18 protein-coding genes are annotated in these 25,098 nt (G+C 68.4%); 3 read left to right on the plus strand and 15 right to left on the minus strand.

The features are described 5' to 3' along the window. Positions 1 to 104: 104 nt before the first annotated feature. Positions 105 to 1,643 (minus strand): ATP-binding protein, encoded by a 1,539-nt coding sequence (locus DXK32_RS01075; RefSeq protein ID WP_114856821.1) that lies wholly within the window; start codon positions 1,641 to 1,643, stop codon positions 105 to 107. A gap of 744 nt (positions 1,644 to 2,387) precedes the next feature. Here DXK32_RS01075 and DXK32_RS01080 point away from each other — a divergent pair. After that, positions 2,388 to 4,340 carry a potassium transporter Kup gene (locus tag DXK32_RS01080; protein WP_205215611.1) on the plus strand — a complete coding sequence of 651 codons (1,953 nt, stop codon included), beginning with the start codon at positions 2,388 to 2,390 and terminating at the stop codon, positions 4,338 to 4,340. Positions 4,341 to 4,343: 3 nt separating this feature from the next. On the opposite strand, the gene DXK32_RS01085 is transcribed toward DXK32_RS01080, so the two are convergent. Further along, positions 4,344 to 5,162, minus strand: a complete 819-nt coding sequence (locus DXK32_RS01085) for an ABC transporter substrate-binding protein (RefSeq protein ID WP_247876917.1) — start codon at positions 5,160 to 5,162, stop codon at positions 4,344 to 4,346. Between the two features lie 138 nt (positions 5,163 to 5,300). Between DXK32_RS01085 and DXK32_RS01090 the strand changes: the two genes are divergently transcribed. Next, the gene (locus tag DXK32_RS01090; protein ID WP_247876918.1) at positions 5,301 to 8,828 is read left to right on the plus strand and encodes a response regulator; all 3,528 of its coding nucleotides are present in this window, start codon (positions 5,301 to 5,303) and stop codon (positions 8,826 to 8,828) included. A 91-nt stretch (positions 8,829 to 8,919) separates the two neighbouring features. Here DXK32_RS01090 and DXK32_RS01095 read toward each other — a convergent pair whose 3' ends face one another. The 4 genes from DXK32_RS01095 to cobD all read right to left on the minus strand — a co-directional run bounded on the left by DXK32_RS01095 (position 8,920) and on the right by cobD (position 13,823). Then, positions 8,920 to 10,227 carry a methyl-accepting chemotaxis protein gene (locus DXK32_RS01095; protein ID WP_162801025.1) on the minus strand — a complete coding sequence of 436 codons (1,308 nt, stop codon included), beginning with the start codon at positions 10,225 to 10,227 and terminating at the stop codon, positions 8,920 to 8,922. After that, positions 10,202 to 10,753 carry a PAS domain-containing protein gene (locus tag DXK32_RS01100; protein ID WP_114856825.1) on the minus strand — a complete coding sequence of 184 codons (552 nt, stop codon included), beginning with the start codon at positions 10,751 to 10,753 and terminating at the stop codon, positions 10,202 to 10,204. The genes DXK32_RS01095 and DXK32_RS01100 overlap by 26 nt, the downstream gene beginning before the upstream one ends. Before the next feature lie 260 nt (positions 10,754 to 11,013). Further along, a complete protein-coding gene (locus DXK32_RS01110) occupies positions 11,014 to 12,615 on the minus strand; it encodes a sensor domain-containing diguanylate cyclase (RefSeq protein ID WP_247876919.1) in 1,602 nt (533 codons plus the stop codon). Positions 12,616 to 12,773: 158 nt separating this feature from the next. Beyond that, positions 12,774 to 13,823 (minus strand): threonine-phosphate decarboxylase CobD, encoded by a 1,050-nt coding sequence (gene cobD, locus DXK32_RS01115; RefSeq protein WP_114856828.1) that lies wholly within the window; start codon positions 13,821 to 13,823, stop codon positions 12,774 to 12,776. A 35-nt stretch (positions 13,824 to 13,858) separates the two neighbouring features. On the opposite strand from cobD, the gene cbiB reads away from it, so the two are divergent. Then, positions 13,859 to 14,821: an adenosylcobinamide-phosphate synthase CbiB gene (cbiB, locus tag DXK32_RS01120; RefSeq protein ID WP_114856829.1), complete on the plus strand. Its 963-nt coding sequence runs from the start codon at positions 13,859 to 13,861 to the stop codon at positions 14,819 to 14,821. 42 nt (positions 14,822 to 14,863) lie between these two features. Here cbiB and DXK32_RS01125 read toward each other — a convergent pair whose 3' ends face one another. The 9 genes from DXK32_RS01125 to DXK32_RS01165 form a co-directional block, all read right to left on the minus strand. Continuing rightward, on the minus strand, positions 14,864 to 16,282 hold the full coding sequence (locus tag DXK32_RS01125; protein WP_114856830.1) for a homospermidine synthase: 1,419 nt from the start codon (positions 16,280 to 16,282) through the stop codon (positions 14,864 to 14,866). A 140-nt stretch (positions 16,283 to 16,422) separates the two neighbouring features. Further along, on the minus strand, positions 16,423 to 17,697 hold the full coding sequence (locus DXK32_RS01130) for a type III PLP-dependent enzyme (protein ID WP_114856831.1): 1,275 nt from the start codon (positions 17,695 to 17,697) through the stop codon (positions 16,423 to 16,425). Between the two features lie 432 nt (positions 17,698 to 18,129). After that, the gene (locus DXK32_RS01135; RefSeq protein WP_114856832.1) at positions 18,130 to 18,954 is read right to left on the minus strand and encodes a hemerythrin domain-containing protein; all 825 of its coding nucleotides are present in this window, start codon (positions 18,952 to 18,954) and stop codon (positions 18,130 to 18,132) included. Positions 18,955 to 19,086: 132 nt separating this feature from the next. Further along, positions 19,087 to 19,650 carry a 1,2-dihydroxy-3-keto-5-methylthiopentene dioxygenase gene (locus DXK32_RS01140; RefSeq protein WP_114856975.1) on the minus strand — a complete coding sequence of 188 codons (564 nt, stop codon included), beginning with the start codon at positions 19,648 to 19,650 and terminating at the stop codon, positions 19,087 to 19,089. Between the two features lie 100 nt (positions 19,651 to 19,750). Next, on the minus strand, positions 19,751 to 21,001 hold the full coding sequence (locus DXK32_RS01145; RefSeq protein WP_114856833.1) for an MFS transporter: 1,251 nt from the start codon (positions 20,999 to 21,001) through the stop codon (positions 19,751 to 19,753). A 129-nt stretch (positions 21,002 to 21,130) separates the two neighbouring features. Further along, a complete protein-coding gene (locus tag DXK32_RS01150; RefSeq protein WP_114856834.1) occupies positions 21,131 to 22,003 on the minus strand; it encodes a VOC family protein in 873 nt (290 codons plus the stop codon). A 103-nt stretch (positions 22,004 to 22,106) separates the two neighbouring features. Then, complete coding sequence (locus DXK32_RS01155) at positions 22,107 to 22,619, minus strand: thioesterase family protein (protein WP_114856835.1); 513 nt, start codon at positions 22,617 to 22,619, stop codon at positions 22,107 to 22,109. A gap of 46 nt (positions 22,620 to 22,665) precedes the next feature. Then, positions 22,666 to 23,058, minus strand: a complete 393-nt coding sequence (locus tag DXK32_RS01160; RefSeq protein WP_014240764.1) for a MerR family transcriptional regulator — start codon at positions 23,056 to 23,058, stop codon at positions 22,666 to 22,668. A 138-nt stretch (positions 23,059 to 23,196) separates the two neighbouring features. Next, positions 23,197 to 24,915 (minus strand): long-chain-fatty-acid--CoA ligase, encoded by a 1,719-nt coding sequence (locus tag DXK32_RS01165; RefSeq protein WP_114856836.1) that lies wholly within the window; start codon positions 24,913 to 24,915, stop codon positions 23,197 to 23,199. Positions 24,916 to 25,098: the final 183 nt, after the last annotated feature.

Here is a 25,098-nt window from a genome sequence, read left to right on the forward strand (position 1 = left end):
GGCGGATCGGAGACGGAAAACCGGAGGCCGGAACGCACGAAGGCCCCTCCCCGCCCGACGGCGGAAAGGGGCCTCCCCGGACCGGTCTGCCCGTGGATGGACGGTCAGATCTGGCCGCGCTCGTGGGCCTGCCGCATCAGCACATACTGGCGCATCATCTGGTTGCGGAAGCGGTAGCGGGTCCAGCCCGGCTCGACCACCGGGGCCAGCACGCCGCCATACTCCTCGCGGCAGAGCCGCTCCAGGATGCCGAGCGCCTCCTTGGTCGGCGGAGCGCCGTTCGGGCCGGCCAGCTCCTTGGGATCGAAGGTCCCGTAGGAGTCCGCCGGGCACAGGGCGCAGGCCAGCAGCACATCCTCCAGCTCGGCGCGGCGTTCGGCAGCCAACGCACGGGCGTAGGAATCGACGATGCCGCGCTCCGCCTCCTGCAGGCAACGGGTGACCGCGTAGGCGAGGTCGTCCCGCTCCACCACCGTCGAACCGCGGCTGACCGCGCTGCGCGCGGCGTGCAGGCCGAGAAGCTGCGCGTAGTAGGGCAGACCGCGGACAAACTCGCAGACGCGGTCCACGGCCTCCGGCGCGAAGGCGATGCCGGCGTTCTCGGCTCCGGCGTTGATGAGGCGCCCGATCTCCACGTCGGTCATCAGCGGCAGATGCACCGGCACCAGCGAGCGCTGGATCGACGGGTGCTTGCCCAGGAGCTGGTCCAGATTCTCCGCGACGCCGACCACCAGCAGGGTCACCGGGATCGAGCTGTCGGTCAGGTTCTTGAACAGCTCGGCAAGCTTGTTGCGGAAATCCTCGTCGGTGACGCGGTCATACTCGTCGAGGATCAGCAGCACATGGGTGGCGTGAATGCCCGACAGAACCTCGTTCAGCTCCGTCACGCTGAAGCCGCCCTCGGGCAGAAGCTCGTTGAAGCTGGTGAAGCTGCGGCGCGAGGCGAAGGGGTTGTCGATCCCCGACCGGTAATAGGTCGAGGGGATCTTCTTCAGGAAATGGCGGAAGATGTCCTCGAAGCTCAGCTCGGCGCTGCAGGTCAGTTTCAGCGACAGGTAGCCGGCCTGGCCGGCGATCTTCTCGATGGCGTTGGCGACGGAGGTCTTGCCGCGGCCGCGGTCGCCGAACAGGATGACGTGCGCCCGCTCCTCCTCGATGGCGGAGATGATGCGCTTCAGCGTTTCGGTCCGGCCGATGAACAGCGAGTTGAGCTGCTGTTTGGGCCGCGTCGGCGTGAAGGCTTCGCGCAACAGGCCGTTCAGTTCGGGCGTGAGTCCCTTCAGCATGGCCGGAGCGCCGACCGCCCCCGGTCCGCGCAGGCCGCCGTTGACGGTCATGGTGAAGCGCGGAAGATCCGTGTCGGCGGGCGCTTGGCCGCGCTGGCCACCCAGTCCGCCACCCGCACCGCCACCAAGCGGGCTGTTCAGCGGATCGTGGCGCAAGCCCGACGGGCCGCGCATCGTCTCGCCCAACCCGCCGCCATGCCCGGTCCCCGCCGCTCCGCCGACCGGTCGCAGATGCGGTGCCGGACGGCCCGCGAGGGGGCTCTGGGATTGCATCGGCGGATGGCCGTGGGCCGCATTGCCCTGGGTGGAGCCCGGTCCGGCCGCTCCACCCCCCGTGATGCCGCCACCCATGGACATCCGGTCATCCGCATCGGCGGTCGCCCGCCGCTTCCGAAAGAAGTTTCGCATCCGTCCCGATCCCAGAATTCCGCGTTGTCGTCACCAGCCGGCCTTGGCCGGTGGCCTGATCGTCGCGTCGCCCGCCCCGCTTCGGCTGGTCCCGTCTTGGCTGGGACCGCCCGGCGGCTGCGGTGGACGCATTCCGGATGTAAGCGATGCGTCGCCAAGGGTTGCCTGGGATTTCGGATTATTATCCGGAGGAGGTCCAACCCTTATGGCGACTCCTTTCGGGGGATTCGGTGCCTCAGAAGCCGGCGGCGTGGCCCAGCAGAGTCCAGACGAACAGGGTGCCGAACAGAGTCGCCAGTCCGGCGAGTTCACGCAGGAAAACCAGGATCGACATGGCAATCTTCCTTGATCGGTTGGCGGATATGCGACGGGCGACGTCGTAACGCCGAACCGCAGCTTGGCGACGGCGCCGACGAAGAAAAACGTATCAGAACAAAAAATGAACGACAAGCGCATTGTTCGCTTTTTGTTCCATTCAAAGCCCCTTGGCTCGATGGTGCGTTCAAAGCCGGCATCAAATCCGGTTGCGACGGTTCCCATCGCCTTGCACGCTGTGGCTGGCACCCCCGCGCCACCGGAACCATATGGTCTTGTGGTGAGCGGTTGATGTAAGGAGAAGGTTCGCGGCCGAAGCGTTCCGCCCGCAAGAAGGGCCCCCCGACACCGGACCGCGATCCGAACGAACGGACCATCATGGACAGCGCCAACCAGCACACCGGCGACGGACCGAACGGCGCCGCTCCGGCCGCCAACCCCGCTCCCAGTTCCACTCCCCCGGGCCACCCCCCTCAAGCCAACCGCATGCCCGCCCTCGTCCTGGGGGCGCTGGGCGTCGTTTACGGCGACATCGGGACCAGCCCGCTCTACACCATGCGGGAGTCCTTCACCCACACCGGCCTGCCGCTCGACGAGCCGACCATCCTCGGCATCCTGTCGCTGGCGACCTGGGCGCTCATCATCGTCGTGACGCTGAAATACGTCCTGCTCGTCATGCGGGCGGACAACAAGGGCGAGGGCGGCGTCCTGGCGCTCGGCACGCTGGCGCACCGGGGGCTCAGCTCCAGAGCGGGCAACCGCGCCATCATGGCGCTGGCGATCCTCGGCATGGCGCTGTTCTACGGCGACAGCCTGATCACCCCGGCCATCTCGGTGCTGAGCGCGGTGGAGGGGCTGAAGGTCGTCACCCCGTCCCTGTCCCCCTACATCGTCCCGATCACGCTGGCGGTCCTCACCCTGCTGTTCCTGTTTCAGCGGCAAGGCACCGGCCGGGTCGGCATCTTCTTCGGCCCGATCATGGGGGTGTGGTTCGCCACGCTGGCGGTGCTGGGCCTGATGCAGGTGCTGCATTGGCCGGACGTTCTGCGCGCCTTCAACCCGCTGTACGGGGCAGCACTGTTCGTCGACCACGGCTGGGTGGCCTTCCTGACGCTGGGCGCCGTGGTCCTGGCGGTGACCGGGGCGGAGGCGCTCTACGCCGACATGGGCCATTTCGGGCGGGCGCCGATCCGCATCGCCTGGCTCTACCTCGTCCTGCCGGCGCTGCTGCTGAACTACTTCGGGCAGGGCGCCATGCTGCTGCACGAGCCGGAGACGCTGGAGAACCCCTTCTTCCATCTGGCGCCGGACTGGGCGCAGCTTCCCCTGGTCCTGCTGTCCACGGCGGCCACGGTCATCGCCAGCCAGGCGGTGATCTCCGGAGCCTTCTCGCTGACCCGGCAGGCCGTGCAACTGGGCTACCTGCCGCGGCGCGAAATCCGCCACACCTCCGAGCATGAGGTCGGTCAGGTCTACATCCCGCGCAACAACTGGCTGCTGCTGATCGGCGTGGTGATCCTGGTGATCGGCTTCGGGTCCAGCAGCAATCTGGCCGCCGCCTACGGCGTGTCGGTGACAGGGGCCATGGCCATCGACACGATTCTGGCCGCGGTGGTAGCGTGGCGGCTGTGGCGCTGGAATCCGCTGTTGGTGGTGACCGCCTTCTCGCTGCTTCTGGTGATCGACCTCGCCCTGTTCGGGGCAACCCTGCTGAAGGTGCCGGACGGCGGCTGGTTCCCGCTGCTGATCGCCGCGGCGGTCTACACGCTGATGACCACATGGCGCCGTGGCCGCCGCATCCTGGCCGAACGGCTCTACGCCGATGCCCTGCCGATGGACCTGTTCCTGCAACGGGTCACCCCGCAGTCGCCGCAGCGCGTCGCCGGGACCGCCATCTTCATGACCGGCAACCCCGACGTCGTCCCCCACGCCCTGCTCCACAACATCAAGCACAACCGGGTGCTGCACGAGCGGGTGGTCGTCATGACGGTCATCATGGAGGAGGTGCCCCGCGTCTCCCCGGACCGCGCCGTCCTGGTGGAGAAGCTGGGCAAGGGCTTCTTCCGCGTGGTCCTGCGCTTCGGCTATCTGGAACAGCCGCACATTCCCCGCGCGCTGGAGCGGTGCCGCCGTTTCGGCCTGCATCTGGACATGATGGAGACGTCGTTCTTCCTGGGCCGAGAGACGTTGATCCCGTCGCGATCCACCGGCCTGCCGGGCTGGCGCGAACCCGCCTTCATCCTGCTGTCGAAGACGGCCCTGTCGGCCACGGAATTCTTCTGCATTCCGCCGGGCCGGGTGGTGGAACTGGGCACGCAGGTGGAGATCTGACCGTCAGTCGCGCGCCACGATGGGGGTCAGGCGGAAACGGGCGGCGGCGGTTTCCAACCGCCCGTCGCGCTTGACGGCGTCGACGAACCGGTTGACCCGGTCCAGCCACAGCGGGTCTCCGGGCGCCACCGCGTAGGCGTAGGGCGTGGTCTGCACCGGAGCGTCCGGTGTGATCAGGTGCGCCCATTGGTGGACGCTGAGGATCCGCTGGCCATAGGGATAGTCGGTCAGAAAGGCGTCGGCGCGTCCGGACTGCACCTCCTCCTCCCTCTCCTGAGATCCGGAGACGATGCGGATGCTGGCCTTGCGAAGGGCGCGGCTGGCGTAGTCGTCCATGACGGTGCCCTTCTGAACCGCGACCACCATGCCGTCCTGGTCCAGATCGTCCCACCGCAGGATGCGCGGGTGCCCCTGGGAAGAGACCGCGTAGATGCCGCTGTTCAGGTAGGGTTGGCTGAACGCGACCCTTTCGGCGCGGGCGGCGGTGACGCCGATGCCGAACATGCCGATGTCGCAACGGTCGTTCAGCAGATCGTCGATGAAGCTCGAAAAGCCGCTTTCCACGAAACTGACCCGCACGCCCAGGTCCTGGCCGAAGGCCCGCGCCATGTCGACGTCCAGGCCCTGAAGCTCGCCGCTGTAGGGATTGCGGAAGGAAATGGCGTAATAGTCGGGCCACATGCACACGCGCAGCAACCCGGTGCGCTGCACCCGGTCGAGCCGGCTTTCCGCCAGGGCCGGCACCGCGCCGGACAGCAAAAACATCGACTGGAGCGCTGTGTGAATCGCCAGCGCCGACAGCACGATGGATAGACGCCGCACCGCCTTGCCCCCTGAAAACCGGCTCGCCACTGCGACAGGATAGCACCTCGCGCCCAGTGTGCACAGCGCGGGCTTGCGATTCGTTCGCCCGCTGTTAAGATTCACGCGATATCAGCACACCCCACGGAGCCGCGCGTGATGGCCAAGCTTGCCCTGTTGCAGCATCGGGGCGCCCTTCTCGCGTTGGCTTTCTTGTCGGTGATGGCTCTTCTGTTCGAATTCACCTACGACATCCATGCCGACCGCGCCCTGACGTTGAAAAACGCGGCGGCGAACATCGACAATCTGGCGAGCGCCCTGGAATCCTCGGTCAGCCGCACGGTCCAGACGGTCGACGTGACGCTCGCCTCGCTGAGCGATGCGGTGGTCTTCGGCAAGCTGCTGAGCGATCCGCCGCCGGGCCACGAGGACGGGGCGCTGGCGCCGCTGCTTCAGGAACGTTTGCGCCGTTCCCCGCACATCCGCGGCCTTCTGGTGCTCGACCGCCGGGGTGTCCTGGTGGCGACGACCGAGGACCCGCGGCCGCTCGGCACCTCCTTGGCGGAGTCCGATCTGTTCCGCGCCCACCTGTCCGGTCAGAGCAAGGGCCTTCAAATCGGAAGCCCGGTGCGAGGGCGTTTTCTGACGCCGGGCGGGGCGGCGGAGGACCGGTCGGGCAAATGGGTTCTGCCGATGAGCCGGGCCATTCGCGGGGTGGATGGGAGGCTCCTGGGGGTCGCGATCGCGTCGGTCAATCCCGAGTATCTTCAGAGCGTCTTCCGGGCGGTGCGCAACGGCCTGCATGGAACGGTGTCGCTCTACCGCCGGGATGGCCTGCTGCTGACCCGGCTTCCGCAGGACGGAGCGGAAGGCATCGGCACGGGGATGGCGGGGATGGAGTTGTTCCGCGTCCATCTCCCCGCATCGGAAAGCGGCGTGTTCAATGAAACCGCCCCGGACGGACAGGAGCGCATCACCGCTTATCGGGCTACGCCGATCTGGCCGCTGGTTCTGGCGATCAGCCGCAGCGAGGACGAGGAGCTGGCGGGCTGGTGGACCAACCAGATGGAGATCGCCGCCGTCGTCCTGGGCTCCAGTCTGGTGATCCTGCTGTTCACGGGGGCGCTGATCCTGCTGCGCCGCAAGGAGGCCCAGTTGGAGGATGGCAACGCCCGCTTCAACGCGCTTCTGGAAACCGCGGTGGAGGGCATCCTTACGGTGCGCGGGGACGGCTTCATCGAAACCGCAAACGGCGCCGCCCACCGCATTTTCGGCTACCCGCCCGACGGCCTGCTGGGGCGCCACGTGCAGGAGCTGATGGAGCCGCATCACCACGCGGCCCACAGCCGCATCATGGAGACCATCGCCGCGGGCGCCCGCCGGATCGGCCCGAATTTCTCCCGAGAGGTCGATGGCCTGCGAATGGATGGCGAGGTTTTTCCCCTCGACCTGTCGATCGCCGAGGTGCGGACGCAGCAGGGCACCCTCTTCGCCGCCTTCTTCCGTGACCTGTCGGAGCGCAAGCGGGTGGAGCGGGCGCTGACCGAAGCCAAGGAGAAGGCCGAGGCCGGGCAGCGCAGCAAGATGGAATTCCTGGCGACCATGAGCCATGAGATCCGGACCCCCATGAACGGGGTGATCGGCATGGCCGGGCTTCTCCAGGAAACCACGCTCGACGAGGAGCAGCGAGGCTACGCCGATACCATCCGCGATTCCGCGGAATCGCTGCTGACCATCATCAACGACATCCTGGATTTCTCGAAGATCGACGCCGGCCGCCTCACGCTGGAGGTGAGCGATTTCGAAGCCGTGGCGCTGGTCGAAAGCGTGGTGGAACTGCTGGCCCCGCGCGCCGCGGCGAAGGGGCTGGAACTGGCCAGCTACGTGCCGCCGGCCCTGCATGGCCCGCTGCGCGGCGATCCCGGACGTCTGCGCCAGATCCTCATCAACCTCGCCGGCAACGCGGTCAAATTCACCGATCAGGGCAGCGTGACCATCGTCCTGTCGATCGAGCCGGACAGCCTTCCCTCCGAAGCGGACGAAGCGCAAGCGCGCGACGCGTCGGTCGAGGCCCCGCAGGACACGCCGGTGACCGTCCGTTTCGAAGTCCGGGACACGGGGGTCGGCATCGCCGCGGCGGACCACAAGCGCCTGTTCTCCATGTTCAGCCAAGTGGACGGATCGTCGGCCCGGCGTCACGGCGGGACCGGGCTCGGCCTTGCCATCTGCAAACGCCTCACCGAGCTGATGGGCGGACGGATCGGCGTTCACAGCATGCCCGGAGAGGGCAGCGTGTTCTGGGCCGTCATTCCCCTGTGGCGCGGCACGGCGGCGGAAGCCGAACCCGTGGCGGGGGAAGCGGGCGATTGGGCCGGTCGGCGTGTTCTGGTGGTGGACGATCTGGCGGTGAACCGCGACCTGCTGGCACGCCAGCTCGCCGCGCTGGGGCTGGAAACCGAATCCGCCGCCACGGGGGAGGACGCCCTGCACCGGCTTCAGGCCGCGAGCGCAGCGGGACGGCCGTTCGATGCCGCCATCCTTGATCATTGCATGCCGGGCCTGACCGGGCCGGAACTGGCCCTGCGCATTCACGCGGAACCGGCTCTGGCGGGCCTGCCGCTGGCGTTGGCGACTTCCCACCGCATGGGGGATCCGGAGGGCGACGCCGCCGGCGTGGCGGTGCGGATCGTCAAGCCGATCCGCGCGACGGCACTCCGTGCCGCCGTCGCGCGCCTGCTCGCCTCGCCATCACCAAAGGTCTCGCCGCCGAAGGTGCCGCTGCCGAAGATGTCGTCCCCGCCCGCGGCCGCTTCGGGACTGTCCGGCGCGGCGACGTCCCGGTCGACCGGTTCCGCCCCCCTTCGCCACCGCATCCTGGTGGCGGAGGACAACCCGGTGAATTTGCAGGTGACTCTCGCCCTGCTGCGCCGGGCCGGCCATATGGTCGATTCCGTCTCGAACGGGCTGGAGGCGGTCAACGCCGTCGCCGCCCTGCCCTACGACCTCGTCCTGATGGATGTGCAGATGCCGGAAATGGACGGTCTGGCGGCGACGCGGGCGATCCGGCGGATGGGCGGGGCCGCGGCGCAGGTTCCGATCGTCGCCATGACCGCCAACGCCATGGAAGGGGATCAGGCTATCTGCCTGGCCGCCGGCATGGACGACTATCTGGCCAAACCCATCGTGGCGGACCAACTGCTGCGGACCGTCGCCCGGTGGAGCGCATTCCCGACACCGAGCGGGCCGACCACGCCGGAGCCGGGTCATGGGACGGAACCCCCGCCGCGGATCGACCACGCCAAGCTCCGGGATTTGCGCGACGCGATCGGCGACCACGGCTTTGCCCTGCTGATGGAAACCTTTCGTCGCGAGACGCCGGGCCATCTCGACCAGCTCCGGCAGGCGGCTCAGAACCGGGATTTCGCGGCCGTGGAGCGCTCGGCCCACATCCTGAAGGGCTCGACCGGGAATGTGGGCTTCGCCGAGGCCTCCGCGCTGGCCGGCGAACTGCTCGCCGCGGCCCGCGGCCGGGACTCCGCGGGCATCGACGGCGACCGCATCCGGCGTTTGGACGCCGCCCTGGAGGACGCCGCAAAGGACGCCGAACACACCACCAACACAAAGGAGGCTCGGGTGGTGCTGGAGACGGCCGAAATTCCGACGGGCGGTTCCTCCGGCGCGGCCTGACGCTCCGGACCATGCCGTGTGTGGCCCGGGGAGGCCATGGATTTCAATTTTCGAGGACGCCCCCTGCCGCGTGGACGGCCTTCACCGACGCTCAGCGCTGCCCGCCGCAGACGCGGGCGACGAAGCTGTCGATGTCGCCGTTCAGCGTCACGGCGCGGCGCGCCAGTTCCCCCGCCGACGAGAGCACCTGGCTGGCAGCGGCGCTGGCGTCCTGAGCGCCCGAGGACACGCTGGTCACCGCGTCGGCCACGGTGCGCACACCGGCCGACGCTTCGCGGATGGAGCGGCTGATCTCGTCGATGGCCGCGCTCTGCTGTTCGGCGGCGCCGGCGATGCCGACGGCGATCTCGTCGATGTCGTGGATCATGCCCCCGACATGCTGGATCACCGCCGCCGTGGCACGGGTCACCGACTGGACCTGGGAGATCTGGGCGGTGATGTCCTCCGTCGCCTGGGCCGTCTGGTTGGCGAGATTCTTGACCTCGGTCGCCACCACGGCGAATCCCTTGCCGGCCTCGCCCGCCCGGGCCGCCTCGATCGTCGCGTTGAGGGCCAGCAGGTTCGTCTGGCTGGCGATGTCGTTGATGAGCTGGACGACCGCGCCGATCTGGTCGGAGGCGGCGAGCAGGGAGCGGATGGTCGCGTCCGCCTCCCGCACCTTCTCCACCGAGCTGCGAGCGAGATCGGCGGTGCGCGACACGCCCTGGGCCACCTCGCCGATGGCGCCCGACACCTCCCCGGTGGCCGCGGCCACCCCGTCCACGTTGGACGACACCTGCTCCGCCGCGGAGGCCGCGGAGAAGGACTGCTCGCTGGCTGTGGCGGCGGTCGCCGTCATGGCGGTGGACGACGCTTCGAGCTGGGCGGCGCTGGCCGACAGGCTCTGCGCCACCTCCTTGATGTTGGCGCCGATGCGGGCGGCGCTCTCCACGAACTCGCGGCTCTTGCCGTCCATGGCCGCCAGCCCGTCGTTGATCTGGCGGGCGTAGGCGCCGAATTCTCCGACCATGCCGGTCATCACGATGCGCCGGTAATACTGTCCCTCCGCCGCGTGCTGCATGGCGGCGTTGGCCTCCTTGCCGAAGGATTCCACACGGTCGAGCAGGCGGTTGATGGTGTGCAGCATGTCCGCGATGGGGCTGGTGCCGTGGATGTTCAGGATGCGCGGCTGGAGGTCGCCCTTTTCGGCCGCGGCGATCACCGCCATGGCTTTCCGGATGGTCCGGTTGGTGAGCGCCAGCCAGCGGACGGCGGCAAGACAGGGAAGAACCGCCAGCAGGCCGAGCACGGCGGCGGCGATGTCGCCGGTGGCGAGACCGTAGGCCGCCTGCGCCGCCGACAGCAGAGCGGCTGACGCGGCGGCGGCGAGCGCTTTAGAGACTGAGGATAAACTCGTCATAGCTCGTGCCCTTGTCGCGCAGGAGTTTTTCCAGCATGGCGCCGGATGCCGCCATGGCCGCGTTCCGATCGGCGTGCCGCGCCTCTTCCGCCCGCAGCGCGGCGTAGAGGCTCGCCGCCGCGTCCACCGCCGGCCGCGCCGGAACGCGGCGGCTGGAGTGATAGCCGGTGATGGTCCGCCCATTCCCGCTGTCGGGGTTGCCGAAAACCGGCGTGACGTGGGCGAACACCCAGTAATGATCGCCGGCCTTCGCCCGGTTGATCACATAGGCGAAGATTTCGCTTCCGGCCTCGATCCGGCTCCACAGCAGCTTGTAGACGCAACGCGGCATGTCCGGATGGCGGACAATGTTGTGCGGCCGTCCCAACAGTTCCGCTTCGCTATAGCCGCTGATGCGCAGGAACACGTCGTTGGCGTAAGTGATGCAACCTTTGAGATCAGTCTTGGAAACGATGATCTCGTCGCGGTGAAATGTCCGCTCCTGTCCGGTCAAGCCAGTGTGTGCGCCGCCTATGCTGACCGCCATGACCGTCCGCCTCTCAAACGCGCGGTGAATTCAGAACAAATCACCAACCCGACCGTTGGTCATATCTTTTGTTGATTGACTCATAGCGTACGTAATAATCGGTTGGCTTTAAAAACGGACGGGAACAGTCTGCGACAAATTGTACCACATGCATGACGCGCATAAGAGGTTGCACTCAGGCGCGCGGTACGGAGTCGATGGCGAAACGTCCGCCCACAATCTGGGTGGGATGCTGGAAATTTTCCCCCGCCGATGGCGGATCACATTCCCTGCTCGTACACCACCACCCGGTTGCGCCCTTCGCGCTTGGCCCGGTAGAGGGCAAGGTCGGCCCGGTGGATTGCCCTTTCCAGCGTGTCATAGGCGCCATCGATGGCGGAAATGCCGATGCTGCTGGTCAGGTGGAAGCGGCCCTCGGGGCCCGGAATCGCCATGCGGGACAGGTGGCGGCGCACCCGCTCCGCCACCACGCGGGATTCCTCGGCGGTGGCGCCGGGCAGAACCACCACGAACTCCTCGCCACCCAGGCGTCCGAGGATGTCGTATTCGCGCAGAATGGCCTGACAGCCGCCGGCCACCATCCGCAGGGCGTCGTCGCCGGTGGCGTGGCCATAGCTGTCGTTGATGCGCTTGAAATGGTCGACGTCCAGCACGAAGACCGACATCGGCTCGTTGAAGCGGTGGGCGCGGGCCAGTTGCGAGCGCGCCAGCTCCATGAAGGACCGCCGGTTGTAGATTCCCGTCAGCGGATCGCGGGACGCCATGTCCCGCAGCGCCTCTTCCATGTTCCGGCGGTCGGTGTAGTCGTAGATCCAGGCCAGATTCACCTGAACGCCCTGGATCACCGCCTGGTTGACGGTGAACAGCGTCCAGAAGGACGAGCCGTCGGCGCGGCGGAACTGCACCTCCATGTTGGTCACCGACCCGTAGGAGCGCAGCCGATCGATCACCCGTTCCCGCTGGTGCCGGTCCAGGTAGTAGTCGCGGGCCTGCCGGCCGATCAGATCCTCGCGCTTCAGCCCGATCAGTTCCGCGAAGCGCGTGTTGACGAAGATGATCCTCCCGTCGTCACGGCGCGACACCGACACGCCGACCGGGCTCTGCTCCAGGATGGCCTGGAGCCGCTCCTCGCTGGGAAGCCCTTCCGTCAGGTCGTGGATCACCCCGACGATGCCGCCCAGGTTCCCGGCGCTGTCGCAGAACACCGCCTTGGTCAGGCTGGACATCCGGGTGGTGCCGCCGACGAAGGGAACCGCCTCCTCGTAGCTGCGCTGGCCCCAATTGACGGTCAGTTCGTGATCCTGGTCGGCGTGCGCCTTGGCGATGCGCGGGTCCATCACCGCGAAGGCGGTCTTGGCGACGATGCTCCGGCGTTCCAGGCCGGTGTAGCGTTCGAAGGCGTCGTTGCAATCGGTGTATTCGCCCGCCGCGTTCTTCACGAACACGGGAACCGGCAGGGTCTCGAACAGCACCTCCTTCATCAGGAGCTGGTCGCGCAGCGCGGCCTGCGCCTGCCGGTGGTGGGTGACGTCGGTGTAGACTCGCAGCGACTGCCGCTCTCCCAGCGGGCCCAGGAGAGGACCGACCGACTCCGAGACCCAGACGGTTCCGCCATCCAGGCGCCGCAGCGGCCGCTCTCCGGAAGAGTCCGGCAGCGACGGGAGAACGACGTCCTCGGGCTCCAGCTCCGCGAGGTCGTGGCCGGTCAGATGGCCGGGAGCATAAAGCAGCAGGCTGTGCAGGGCCGGATTGGCATACAGGATGGTTCCCGTGTCCGTGGTGACGCAGACCCCCGACGGCAGCGTGTCGAACGCACGCCACAGCGCAGCCCGGGTTTCCTCCGCATCCCCAGAAGGACTCATTGAACCGACCGAATCCAGCATGGCCCCCACAGCGTCATGGAAGATTCTTGCGCCACGATAGGGCAAACAGGGAGTACGTTAGCCGATGCGCCTTTTTGCCCCTGTGTGCCATCTTGTCGCGCTATGGTGGTGATCGCCTATTTTAAACGCAAAATCCATCAAATTTTTAATGTTTCACACGCAACCATCACACGATCTTCCGCCGTCCTGTCCGCCGGCAACCCCAGCCTCAACCAATCCTGCCGATAATCGAACCGGCGCACCAGCACCCCGGCGCGGCCCAAGGCGCTGTAAAGCCCGGCGGAGCGGGGATCGTCTATAAGACGAAAGAGCGAGGTCCCTCCGGCGACGCGCACCCCGGCACCCGCCAAACGCGCGTCGAAGCGAGCCGTGGCCTCGGCCAGACGGCGCCGGGTGGCGGCGATCCACGCCGAATCCGACAACGCCACGGTGGCGACGGTCAGCGCCGGGCCCGACACCGCCCAAGGCCCCACGGCGGCGCGCGCATCCCGGACCAGTTCCGGCCCGCCGAGCAAGAAGCCGAGCCGGACCCCGGCCAGCCCGAAGAATTTTCCGAAGGAGCGCAGGATGACCAGACCGGGGCGCCCGGTCTCCGACGCCACGCTGCACCCCGGGGTGACCTCGGCGAAGGCCTCGTCCACCACCAGCCAACCGCCCCGCGCCGCCTGCCGCTCCGCCAGGGCCAGCAGAGTATCCGGCGGGACGATGCGGCCGTCCGGGTTGTTCGGATTCACCACCACCACCACGTCGGCGTCACAGGCGCCCAGCGACTCCGTCCCGGTCACGTGATGGCCGGCCTTGGCCCAGCCCGCGGCATGTTCGGCGTAGGTCGGCCCCAGCACGGCGACCGTTCCCCGACGGCGCAGCCGCGGCAGGATTTGGATCAGCGCCTGGGAACCGCCCGCGGCGGCGATACGGTCCGGCGACGGCACGCCGTAACAGGCCGCCGCGGCCTCGCGCAGCGCCGTTTCGGCCGCGCGGCCCGGCAGGCGCGCCCAGGACTCGGCCGGGATCGGCGGCAGCGGGTAAGGCCAGGGGTTGATGCCGGTGGACAGGTCCACCCAGGGCTCCGGCGCCCCCGGAAAGGCCGACCGCGCCGCGTCGAGGTCGCCGCCATGGATGATCTCACCCTCGGTTCGCCCCCCATGGACGAGGCTCTTGGACCCCGCCGCCGATTCCGCCATCATCCCGCCCCTTCCCTTTCCCCAGAGGATTCGACCCCGTGGAGCTTCATCCGTCCGTGCTCGCCGCCGCTCTCCTCATCGAGGCCGCCGCCGGCTATCCGGACGCACTCTACGCCCAAATCCGCCACCCGGTGGTGTGGATCGGGGCGCTTATCGCCCAGCTTGACCGCGCGCTCAACCGCGGGCGCGATTCCTTCGCCGTCCGCAAGGCCGCCGGCGTGCTGGCTCTGCTCGTCCTGCTGCTGGTGGTCGGCGGCGCGGCGTCGGCGGTGGCGGGGCTGTGCCGGCACCTGCCGCTCGGCGGGCTCCTCGAAGCGGCCCTGGCCTCCACCCTGCTGGCGCAGCGCAGCCTGCACGACCATGTCGCGGCGGTCGCCGCCGCCTTCCGCGACGGCGGGCTGGAGTCGGCGCGCGAGGCCGTGTCGCGCATCGTCGGCCGCAACCCGGCGAGCCTGGACGAGCATGGGGTGAGCCGCGCCGCCATCGAAAGCCTGTCGGAGAATTTCTCGGACGGAGTCGTCGCCCCGGCCTTCTGGCTGCTGGTCGGCGGGCTGCCGGGAATCGCGCTCTACAAGGCGATCAACACCGCGGACAGCATGATCGGCCACCGCACGCCCCGGCACGAGGCGTTCGGCTGGGCGGCGGCGCGGCTGGACGATCTGGTCAACCTGCCCGGCTCCCGCCTGTCGGCTCTGCTGATCTGGGTTGCCGCCCGCTTCACCGAAGGGGCCGACGCCGCCGAATCCTGGCGGTCGGTGCGGCGCGACGCCCACCGCCACCGCTCGCCCAACGCCGGCTGGCCGGAAGCGGCGATGGCCGGGGCGCTCGACCTCCGGCTCGGCGGGCCGCGGGTTTACGGCGAGGTTCGGATCGAGGACGCCTGGATGGGGCCGGGCCGCACCGCCGCCACCGCGCAGGACATCGCCCGCGCCCTTCACCTCTACCGGCGCGCCTGCATCGCCCTGGTGGCCGGCGCGCTTCTGCTGGCGCTGACCCTCTGACCGCACCAAAGAAAAAGGGGCTCCGAAGAGCCCCTTTCCCAATCAGACAATCCGGAAGTTCTTGAACTGCCAGGGATCGTCATGGTCGAGGTCCTCGGGGAACAGACGCTCGCGGTCCTGCAGCGGAGTCCAGTCGCCATAGGCGCCGACCAACTCGCCGAGATAGGGCTTGGCGATTTCCAGGATGCGCTGGAAGTCGATCTCGTCCGGCTCGACGATGCCGCGGTTCGGGTTCTCCAACGCCCAGACGATGCCGGCCAGAACCGCCACCGTGACCTGCAGCGAGGTCGCGTTGTTGTAGGGCACCAGGGCGCGCGCCTCGTCGATGCCCAGGCGGGAACCGAACCAGTAGATGCCCTTCTTGTGGCCCATCAGCAGCACGCCCAGCTCGTCGGTGCCGCTGACGATCTCGTGCATCATCAGGCGCTGGCTCGGCTGCATGTACCAGTTCTTGCCGGCCAGCTCATGCACCGACTTCACCGCGTCGTCGCACGGGTGATAGGCGTAATGCACGGTCGGGCGGTAGGTGACGTGGTTGCCGTCGCGCTGGGTGTAGTAGTCGGCGATGGAGATCGCCTCGCTGTGGGTGATGAGGAAGCCGTGGAACGGCCCCTCCAGCGGGGTCCAGGTGCGCACGCGGGTCGAGGCGCCGGGCCGCATCAGATAAATGGCGGCGTCGCAGCCGAACTCGTGACGGCGGCCATCGGCCGGGAAATGCTTCTCGTGGCTCCCCCAGCCGAGTTCGGTGGGCTGGCAGCCCTCGCCGACGAAGCCGTCGATGGACCAGGTGTTGACGAACTCGCCCACCTTCTTCGGCTCGTTGGAGACCTGGGTGTCGCGCTCGGCGATGTGGATCACCTTGACGCCCAGCTTGGCGGCCAGGGCGCCCCAGCCGGCGCGGTCCTTCGGGACCTCCGTCGATTCGCCGGTGTCGGCGGCGACGTTGAGCAGCGCCTGCTTCACGAAATGCGAGACGAGGCCGGGGTTGGCGCCGTGGGTCAGCACGGCCGTCGGCCCGCCCTCATAGGCGGCGCGGTGCGACAGCGCGGTCTCGCGCAGGGCGTAGTTCGTGCGCAGCGACGGCGACAGCGACGGGTCGGTGTAACCGCCGGCCCACGGCTCGACGCAGGTGTCGATGTAGAGAGCGCCGACCTTGTGGCAGAACTCGAACAAGGCGACGGACGACACGTCCACCGACAGGTTGACCAGGAAATCGCCCTTGCCCAGCATGGGCTCCAGAACCTGGACGTGGTTCTCCCTCGTCAGCGGCAGGTTGATGAATTTGACGCCAAGCTCATCCGCCTCGGCATGACCGCGCTCCTCCGCGGTGACGATGGTGATCTGGTCCTTCGTGATTCCGATGTGGCGCAAAATCAGGGGCAACACTCCCTGGCCAATCGATCCGAAGCCGACAATGACCATGCGGCCGGTGAAGGTGATGTGCTTGGTGTCCAGGGTCATCTAAGACGGTCCCCCGTGGTTGGCGTGACAGAAATACAGCCCGTCACCCTCGCGCCTCTTGCAAAGGCGGAGGGTGGCGGACCAACGATGGTTTACGGTGATTTTTTAGGGATATCCACAGCTTTCCCGCGATGCGGGACTTAGGCGACGCAGCTCTTCAGCACATAGCCGGGCGTTTCCAGCAGCGGCGCGTCCGAAACCTCGACCACGCGGGCCTGGTCGAACCCGTTGAAGGCGGTGCGCAGGCAGGACCCGTAGGCCCCCAGCTGGCCCAGCTCGATCCAGTCGCCGGCGCGGATGTCCGCCGGCAGGTGGAACGGGCCGTTCATGCGGTCCGCGCTGTCGCAGGTCGGGCCGTAGAAGGCGAAGGCCTCCACCGGCTCGTCCCCCATCGGCGCGAAGGGACGGATCATCCGGGCCGGGAAGCGGAAGCCGGGGACACCGGCGTCCGACAGGGCGCCGTAGACGCCGTCGTTGATGAACAGCTCGTTGCCGCGGCGCTTGACCACCTGCACGACCAGCGACACGCCCGGCGCGACCAGCGCGCGGCCCGGCTCGCACCAGACGCGGCAATGGGCCGGCAGGTCGAGCTTCGCCACGCCGCGGGCGATGGCCTCCATGAAGTCGCCGAGCGGCGGCGGGGTGACGCCCGGATAGGAGACGGGGAAGCCGCCGCCGACATCCAGAACGTCGATCACCACGCCCGACTCCGCGATGATGCGGCCGGCCAGCTCCAGCGCCCGCTCGTAGGCGGACGGGTCGAGCATCTGCGAGCCGACATGGAAGGACACGCCGACCTTCGGGGCCACCATGCGCACCGCCTGGAGCAGCTCGACCGCCTCCGTCGCCGGGGCGCCGAACTTGCCGGACAGGTCGTAGACCGCGTTGCCCTTCGGCAGGGCCAGCCGCACGACGAGGCCGAGGTCCTGGGCGTCGCCCGTCTCCTCCAGGATCTTCTGAAGCTCCTCCATGCTGTCGAGCACGAAGTCGCGCACGCCGTATTGCTGGTAGGCGGCGCGGATCGCCTCGCGCCCCTTCACCGGGTGCATGTAGTGCAGCACCGCGTCCGGGAACATCTGGCGGATCAGACGGATTTCGCCGGGCGAAGCCACGTCGAAGTGGCGCACGCCGCCGGCCCACAGGGCGCGCAGCACCGCCGGCTCCGGGTTGCACTTCACGGCGTAGAGCACGTCGCCCGACACGGCGGCGTCGAAGGCGGCCACGAAGCTGGACGCGGTGTCGGCCAGGACGCCCGGACGGATGCAGTGCATCGGCTCCTCGGGCCGGGCCAGCGCCACCGCCTGATGGACGGAGGTGCGGCGGTCCGACACCGGCGAGGCGCCGAAGGACGGGGCGGAAACGGAAACGCCGCGGCGCAGCGGGGCGACGGCGGAACGGGAACGAATGAAGCCCATGGCGCACTCCTTACCCTGGGCCACCCGGCGCGGGGCGGTCCAGCGAACAGACGGGAATCCGACACGACCGTCAAAGCCGCGGATCGGAATTCGGGTTGTGGTGAAAGGCGACGGAGAAAAGCCGGGTCGAACGCTCACGAGCGGGCTAACAGCTCCGCAGGTTCAAAGCGTCGATGTCCGGCTATGGGCTACCGTCTGAGAGCCCTGCCGTGGAGAGCCAACATGCCTACCTCCCTCTCGGGACCGGCCCACTGATGACCGGTTCTGCCAAAAAGGACGCGGTACGTCGTTGCATAACCACAGAGGGCCATTGGCACGTGCGAGTGCGTCGTCCCCGATGAATTACGCTTTTTCCCCGGCGATTCAAGTGATTTTTTGATGACAGGTCGGGGGCGGCCCAGGATAGGCCCGGTATCGGAACGATGGCGGCGGTCAGCGGGGCGCCGCGTCCGCCGTCTCGGCGAAGGCCGGACGGTCGGAGCCCAGCACATGGTCCATCAGCCAGAAGCGCAGGAACCCCCGCACCGCGACGCCGGTGTCGAGCCGGCCGCTCTCCACCTGTTGGCGGATGCGGGCGAACTGCCCCTCCAACAGCCGGTGGTGGTTGCGGTGGGCCACGAAGCGGCCGGGCGCCACGCGGCGCAGCACCCCTTCCTCCATGGCAAAATGGGCGTGCACATGGTCGTGCAGCAGCCCGAAGAGGTCCAGCGTCTCACCGGACGGGGCGCCCTGGCGGCTCATCGCGTCCAACTCGTTCATAAGCTCGGCGAGCTGACGATGCTGGGCGTCGAGCGGCCCCACCCCGACCTCGAAGGCGCTGTTCCAGGCGATCAGGGTCCGCCCCTCCGGCGCCATCGACGCGTCGCGCACCAGCGCGGTGTAATCGCCGTCGTGCCGGATCTCGTGCCCGCACAGCGCGGCGTCCAGCGTGCCCGCCACCGTGCACAGGAAATCCGAGGTGACCTCGCAGTCGCGCACATAGTCGATCAGCCGGCCGAACTGCTGGTCCAGCATCGCGTGATGGCCGGCGTGCTCCTCCCACCGGGTGAAGCCGGCGGCACGGATGATGACCTCCTCATGGTCGAAATGCATGCGCATCTCGTCCGCGAACCGGCTGAATCGAGGAACCATGGACTCACGGGAAGCACCGTCGGCGCAGGCGCCACGGATGGCTTCGACATGGTCCATCAGCGACGTATGGGCCGCGTCGATGAAGCCGTTGCCCGTACACGGGATGGAGTGGCCATCCGTGGTCATGGAGCCTCCGAAGCGGGTGGCGCGCCGCCATTGGATCGGCGCCGATACCGAAGGGCTTGTAACAGCGTCGCTTTTCGCCCGCAATCGGCTGCGGCGAAAGGTAACGGCGGCAGCCGGGTCATGATGGGTGGGTCATGGAACGTTACCGGTTTCCGACTCGAACTTCGGAAAGCGGTCGGCGATGACGTCACCGGTGAAGGACGCCACCCAGCCATCCGGGCGCGTGAAGAAGCGGATGGCGGTGAATTCCGGGTCCGGCCCCATGTCGAACCAATGCTTCGTCCGCGCCGGGATGCTCAACAGGTCGCCGGTCCCGCACACGATGCGGAACACTTTTCCGTCCACGTGCAGATAGAAGGCGCCGCTTCCCTGCACGAAGAACCGGGCCTCGTCCTCGTCGTGGGTGTGTTCCGCAAGGAAGGCGGCGCGGCGGACCGCCGCGTCCGGCTGGCCGCGCGGCATCCGCACCACGTCGGCGGACTGGAAGCCGCGCGCCTCCTTCAGGACCGCCACCGGCCCGGCGTAGGCGTCCAGCACCGCATGGGCGTCGGCGGCGTCTGGAATGGCCTGAGGCGCCGGCCAGCGCTCGAACAGCACGCCGGCCAGCGCCAGATGGGCGGTGACCAGCGCCGGGTCGGCGGACGAGAGTTCCGCAACGGTGGGATCGGTGTCGCTGTAGACGGACAAACGGGCCATGGTCGCCTCGTTGTGCAGGTGCACCAAGAATGAGACGAAGCGGCGCCCGACGCAACCGAAACGGTTGAAATCATACCTCAGTATGCGCGCAATGAACGAATCAGCGGCGGATCGCCAACCCCAGCGCCACGACCACCCCGACCACCAGCAGAAGCCCGACGAATCCGCCGACTCCGGCCCAGCCGAAGCCGTGCCAGAAGACGCCGCCCAGCGTCCCGGCGATGGTCGAGCCCATGTAATAGCAGAACAGATAGATCGCCGACGCCTGCCCGCGGTTGACCGGCGCCCGTTGCCCGATCCAGCCGGAGGCGACGGTGTGGACGCCGAAGAAGGCGAAGGTGAACAGGGCGATGCCCGGAGCCATCGTCCACAGGCTGTCCGGCGTCATCAGGGCCAGACCGGCCGCCATCATCGCCGCCGCCACGGCCAGCACCCGCCCGCGCCCCAGCCGCACCGCCAGCCCGCCGAACAGCGGCGAACTGACGACTCCGCAGAGGTACACCGTGAAGACGGCGCCGACCGCCGCCGGGCGCAGGTCGAAGGGCGGCGCCAGCAGGCGAAAGCCGATGTAGTTGAAGACGGTGACGAAGGCCCCCATGGACAGGAACCCCATGGCGAACAGGGCGAGCATCCCGCGGTCCATCAGGTGCCCGCGCCACGCCTCCGTCAGTTCACGCATGCCCGCCGGCCGGCGCTGGAAGTTGCGGGAGGCGGGAAGCGCGAACCACACCGCCAGGGCGGCGGCGATTCCCAGCGTGCCGATCACCCCCATCGCCATGCGCCAGGACGCGACGTCGGCGACCAGCGCCGTCAGCGCCCGGCCCGACATGCCGCCCAGCGCCGTCCCGCCGATATACAGGCCCATGGTGACGCCGGCCGACCGTGGGTCCACCTCTTCCGACACATAGGCCATGGCGACGGCGGGCAGGCCGCTGAGCGCCATCCCTTCCAGCGCCCGCACCAGCAGCAGCGAGGCCCAGTCGGGCGCCATCGCCCCGCTGATGCCCAGCGTGCCGGAGGCGAGCAGGGAAAGCGCCATGATCGCCTTACGCCCGAACCGGTCGGACACCGCCCCGGCAACCAGCAGCGCGAAGGCCAGAACGCCGGTGGACACCGACAAGGCGAGGCTGGATTGCGCCGGAGTGACGCCGAACGCCCGCGTGAATTCGGGCATCAGAGGCTGCACGCAATAGAGCGCGGCGAAGGTGGAGAAACCGGCGATGAAGAGGACGCGGCTCGCCCGCTTGTAGGCCGGCGTGCCGGCGACGAGATAGTCCGACGGGTTTCCCTGTTCAGCCGCCCCCTGCCCCGCCGCCTCAATCTGAACCCTGCCGAAATCGCCGTCCGCCACGTCGGTCCGTCCCCATGATGCGCCGCAACATGCACGCAAGAGGGGAATGTGCGCCCGCGACGGCGTCCTGTCCAACGGATCGGACGCAGTGCAGCAATATGATTCCGTTATGACAACCGGCCGGCGGGCTTACGGGATCAGCGCGCCGAGGTCGAACTCCTTGGCGAAGGCCAGCATGGCGCCGCAGGCGCTGGCGGACGACACGCGCAGCACGCCGTTGCCGACGACGGTCGGGAACTTGCTCTTCTGCAGCGCCTGCTGGGCGCGCTCCGGATCGGCCACCGTCAGCACCATGCCGGCCAGGAAGGGGCGCGGAACCGCCAGCGCCGGGTCGCCGGTCCAGCCCCACTGCAGGGCGGCGGGATCGGCGACCACGATGGGGGCGCTGCCGGTCGGCACGACGCGCGCCGGACCCCGCGTCTCCACCGCCGTGCCGAACAGCCGGGCGTAGGAGGCGGCGGTGGCGTCGGGATCGTCGGCGGCGACGACCAGGGCGGCGAGGCCGGTCACCGTGTTGTCGTGCTGGATCAGCTCCGGACGCCAGACCACCTCGGGGGTGTGGTGCTGGCACAGGAAGACCCGCCCGCCCCATTCCGACACGCCGTCGATCGGGGTCGTCGTGAAGCGCGCCTGCTGCGCGCCGCCCGGCAGCTCGACGGGACGGCCGAACTCCAACGGCTCACCCGCCGGATAGCCGGCCTCGACGAGGAGGCGCTGCGCCGCCCGCGCGTCGTCGGTCTTCAGCGCGGCCGCGGCGATGCCCTCGCGGGTCTTCAGCACGTCGCTGAAAAAGGCGGTGAAGGGGTGCGGCTGTTCGATGGCGAGCAGCTCCAGATAGTCGCCCGCCCCGAACATCATGGTGTGGTTGGCCGACTTCAGCTCGCCATGCCGGCCCTTCGGCGAGATGGTGAAGCCCATGCGGCGATAGGCGTCCTGCGCCTTCTCCAGATCGCGGACGACGATGACGAGATGGTCGATGCCGTTGATTCCGTGTGCGCCCATGCCCCTTGGCCCTCCGCTTTGCCGGCTTTTCGCGTTCGGCCAGCCATAGTGCAAGGGGGCGGCGCGATGCAATAGTCAGGGCGCAATAGTCAGGGCGTAAGGGTCAGGGCGCCAGCGGCCGCTCGCGCCACGCAGCGACGGCGTCCGGCATGGGCGGTGATTCCCCATGCTCGCCGTGGATCGCCAGGATGTCCGCCGGGGGAACCACGGCGCCGCGCGCCACGAAGGCGCCCTGCACCACGGCCAGCGCCGCCGTGCCCGTGGCGGTCTCCACCCGATGCTCGATGAAGAAATACTTGTCGTCCCAGCACAGCACGCGGGTCGCCAGCTCGAAGCGTTGGAAGGGCGCCAGCGGGCGGCGGAAGCGCAGGTTGGCGGCGCCGATCACCGGTTGCCAGCGGTGGCGCAGGATCGACCGCCCCATGCCGGAGCGCAGCATCAGATCGACGCGCCCCAGGTCCATGACGCTGAAATAGCGGGCGTTGGTCATGTGCAGGTTGAGGTCGAGGTCGGTCGGCCACACCCGGAAGCGCAGCCGCGCCGGTTCCAGGAACCCCACCGGCCGCCCCGTTAGAGCGGCCACGATGACGGCGATCAGGCGGAACAGCAAATTCATAACCCCATCCCCTCCGGCTTGACCGGGCGGACGGGACCGCACCGGCTCAGGCGCTCTTCGACGCCAACCCGCGCTCGTCCAGCGCGGCCTGCACCTGGGCTCCGATCTCCCGCAGTTCGCCCACGGTCGCCTCCAGGTCCTGGCGCTGCTGCTCCAGGTCCTTCAGCCGCGCGTCGATGCGCTTCTGCAGGACCTTCAATTGCTCCACCCCGCCATCGACGTTGTAGAGGTCGAGATACTCGCGGATCTCCGCCAGCGAGAAGCCCAGCCGCTTGCCCCGCAGGATCAGCTTCAGCCGGGCGCGGTCGCGCTTGGTGTAGACGCGGTTGTTGCCCAGGCGGTTGGGCGACAGCAGCCCCTTCACTTCGTAGAAGCGGAGGGCGCGCGGCGTGATGCCCAGTTCCTCCGCCAACTGATTGACCGTGTAGAGCTGTTCCATGGTGGGGGGCACGCCTTCCGTCACGTCGCGCCGCGGCGGCGTGGGGGAAGCGATGGCCGCTCGCTCCACGCCGCCGGACGGCGTCTCCGTTCCTACCACACACGCCGCGATGTGACAAAGCCGCGCGCCCTTCCCCGGTCACCCCTCGGGCTGCTGCAACGATTCGGCGATCAGTTCCTTCTTCGACAGCTTGCCGACCGCCGTCTTGGGCAGCTCGGCGCGGAACTCGATGTGCTTCGGCATCTCGATCCGCGAGATCTTGTCGCGCAGGAAGTCCTTCAACCGTTCGGCGGTCAGGTCGGCACCGGGCCGGAGCTGGACGAAGGCCTTCGGGCTCTGGCCGCGGTAGTCGTCGGGGACGCCGATGACGCAGACGGCGACAACGTCCGGGTGCTGGTAGATGGCCTCCTCGATCACCCTCGGATAGACGTTGTAGCCGCCGCAGAGGATCAGGTCCTTCAGCCGGTCGAGCAGGAAGACGTAGCCGTCCTCGTCCATCACCCCGACGTCCCCGGTGAACAGCCAGCCGCCGACGATGGTGCGCCGGCTCTCCTCGTCCTTGTTCCAGTAGCCGGCCATGACGTTGGGACCGGACAGCACGACCTGCCCCTTCTCACCGGGCGGCAACACGCGGTCGGGATCGTCCAGCGCGCGGATCTGCACCATGATGCCGGGCAGCGGCAGGCCGATGGAGCCCTCCTTGTTGACCCCGGTCAGCGGGTTGCAGGCGCAGACCGGCGACGCCTCGCTGAGGCCGTAGCCCTCGACCAGCACGCAGCCGGTGGCCTCCTCGAACTGGCGCTTCAGCTCCGTCGGCAGAGGCGCCCCGCCGGAGATGCAATAGCGGATCGACCGCATCGAATACCGCGCCACGTCGGGATGGCTCAGCAGCGCCTTGTACATGGTCGGCACGCCGGGCAGCAGCGTCGGCTTGCGCCGCGCGATGGTCTTCAGCACCTGCGGCGTGTCGAAACGCGGCAGCATGACCAGCTCCGCCCCCGCCGCCAGCCCCATGTTCAGGATCACCGTCATGGCGAAGACGTGGAAGAAGGGCAGGACGGCGAGCATCCGCTCCTCGCCCAGCGCCATGCCGGGGAACCAGGCCTGCACCTGCCGGGCGTTGGCCACGAGGTTGGCGTGGGTCAGCATCGCCCCCTTGGGCACGCCGGTGGTCCCGCCGGTGTATTGCAGCACCGCGACGTCGCGCCGCGGGTCCAGCCGCACCGGCGGCATCAAGCCGTCGTTGGCGAGCAGCGCGTCGAAGTCCACATGCCGCCCGTCCTGGGGAATGCTGGCCAACTCGCTGCGCTTCAGCACGCGGAACAGCACGCTCTTCACCGGCGGCAGGATGGAGGCCATGCGGCAAACGACCACCGTCTTCAGCCGCGTGCGGTCCAGCATCGCCTCGATGCGCGGGTAGATCTGCTTCAGATCGAGCGTGACCATGATCTCGGTCCCGGAATCCTCGATCTGGTGCTCCAGCTCCCGCTCGACGTAGAGCGGGTTGTAGTTCACCACCGTGCCGCCGGCCTTCAAGATCGCGAAATAGGCGATCACGTAGGTCGGCGTGTTCGGCAGGCACAGCCCCACCCGGACGCCCGGTTTCACCCCCAGCGCCGCGAAGCCCTTGGCCGCCCGGTTCACCAGCCCCAGCACCTCCGCGTAGCGGTAGCGGCGGCCGAGGAAATCCAGGCAGGGACGGTCGGCGTAGCGGCGGGCGGCCTCCTCGAACAGCTCGGCCAGCGGCATCACGGCGATCGGCTGGTCCCAGGCGATGCCCTCGGGGTAGTGGGCCAGCCAGGGATGGGCCGGTGTGTCGTCCCCGATGCTGCCCCGGCGCGCAAGATTCTCGGTCATCTCCGATCCTCCCGGCTGCGCGGCGGTCAGGACAAGCGGCGGCGGAAAGCGGAGCGGTGCGTTCGGAGCCCGGGCGCGGCGGTGGTCTGCATGGTTTCACTCCCCTCGATTGATTTGATGATTCCCGGATCGTTGAGGCGCCGGAAACGTTTTGGTTATGACGTTGACGTAAACGTAAACTCC

The organism is Azospirillum brasilense (assembly GCF_003349955.1).
In the GTDB taxonomy this organism is placed as follows: domain Bacteria; phylum Pseudomonadota; class Alphaproteobacteria; order Azospirillales; family Azospirillaceae; genus Azospirillum; species Azospirillum brasilense_B.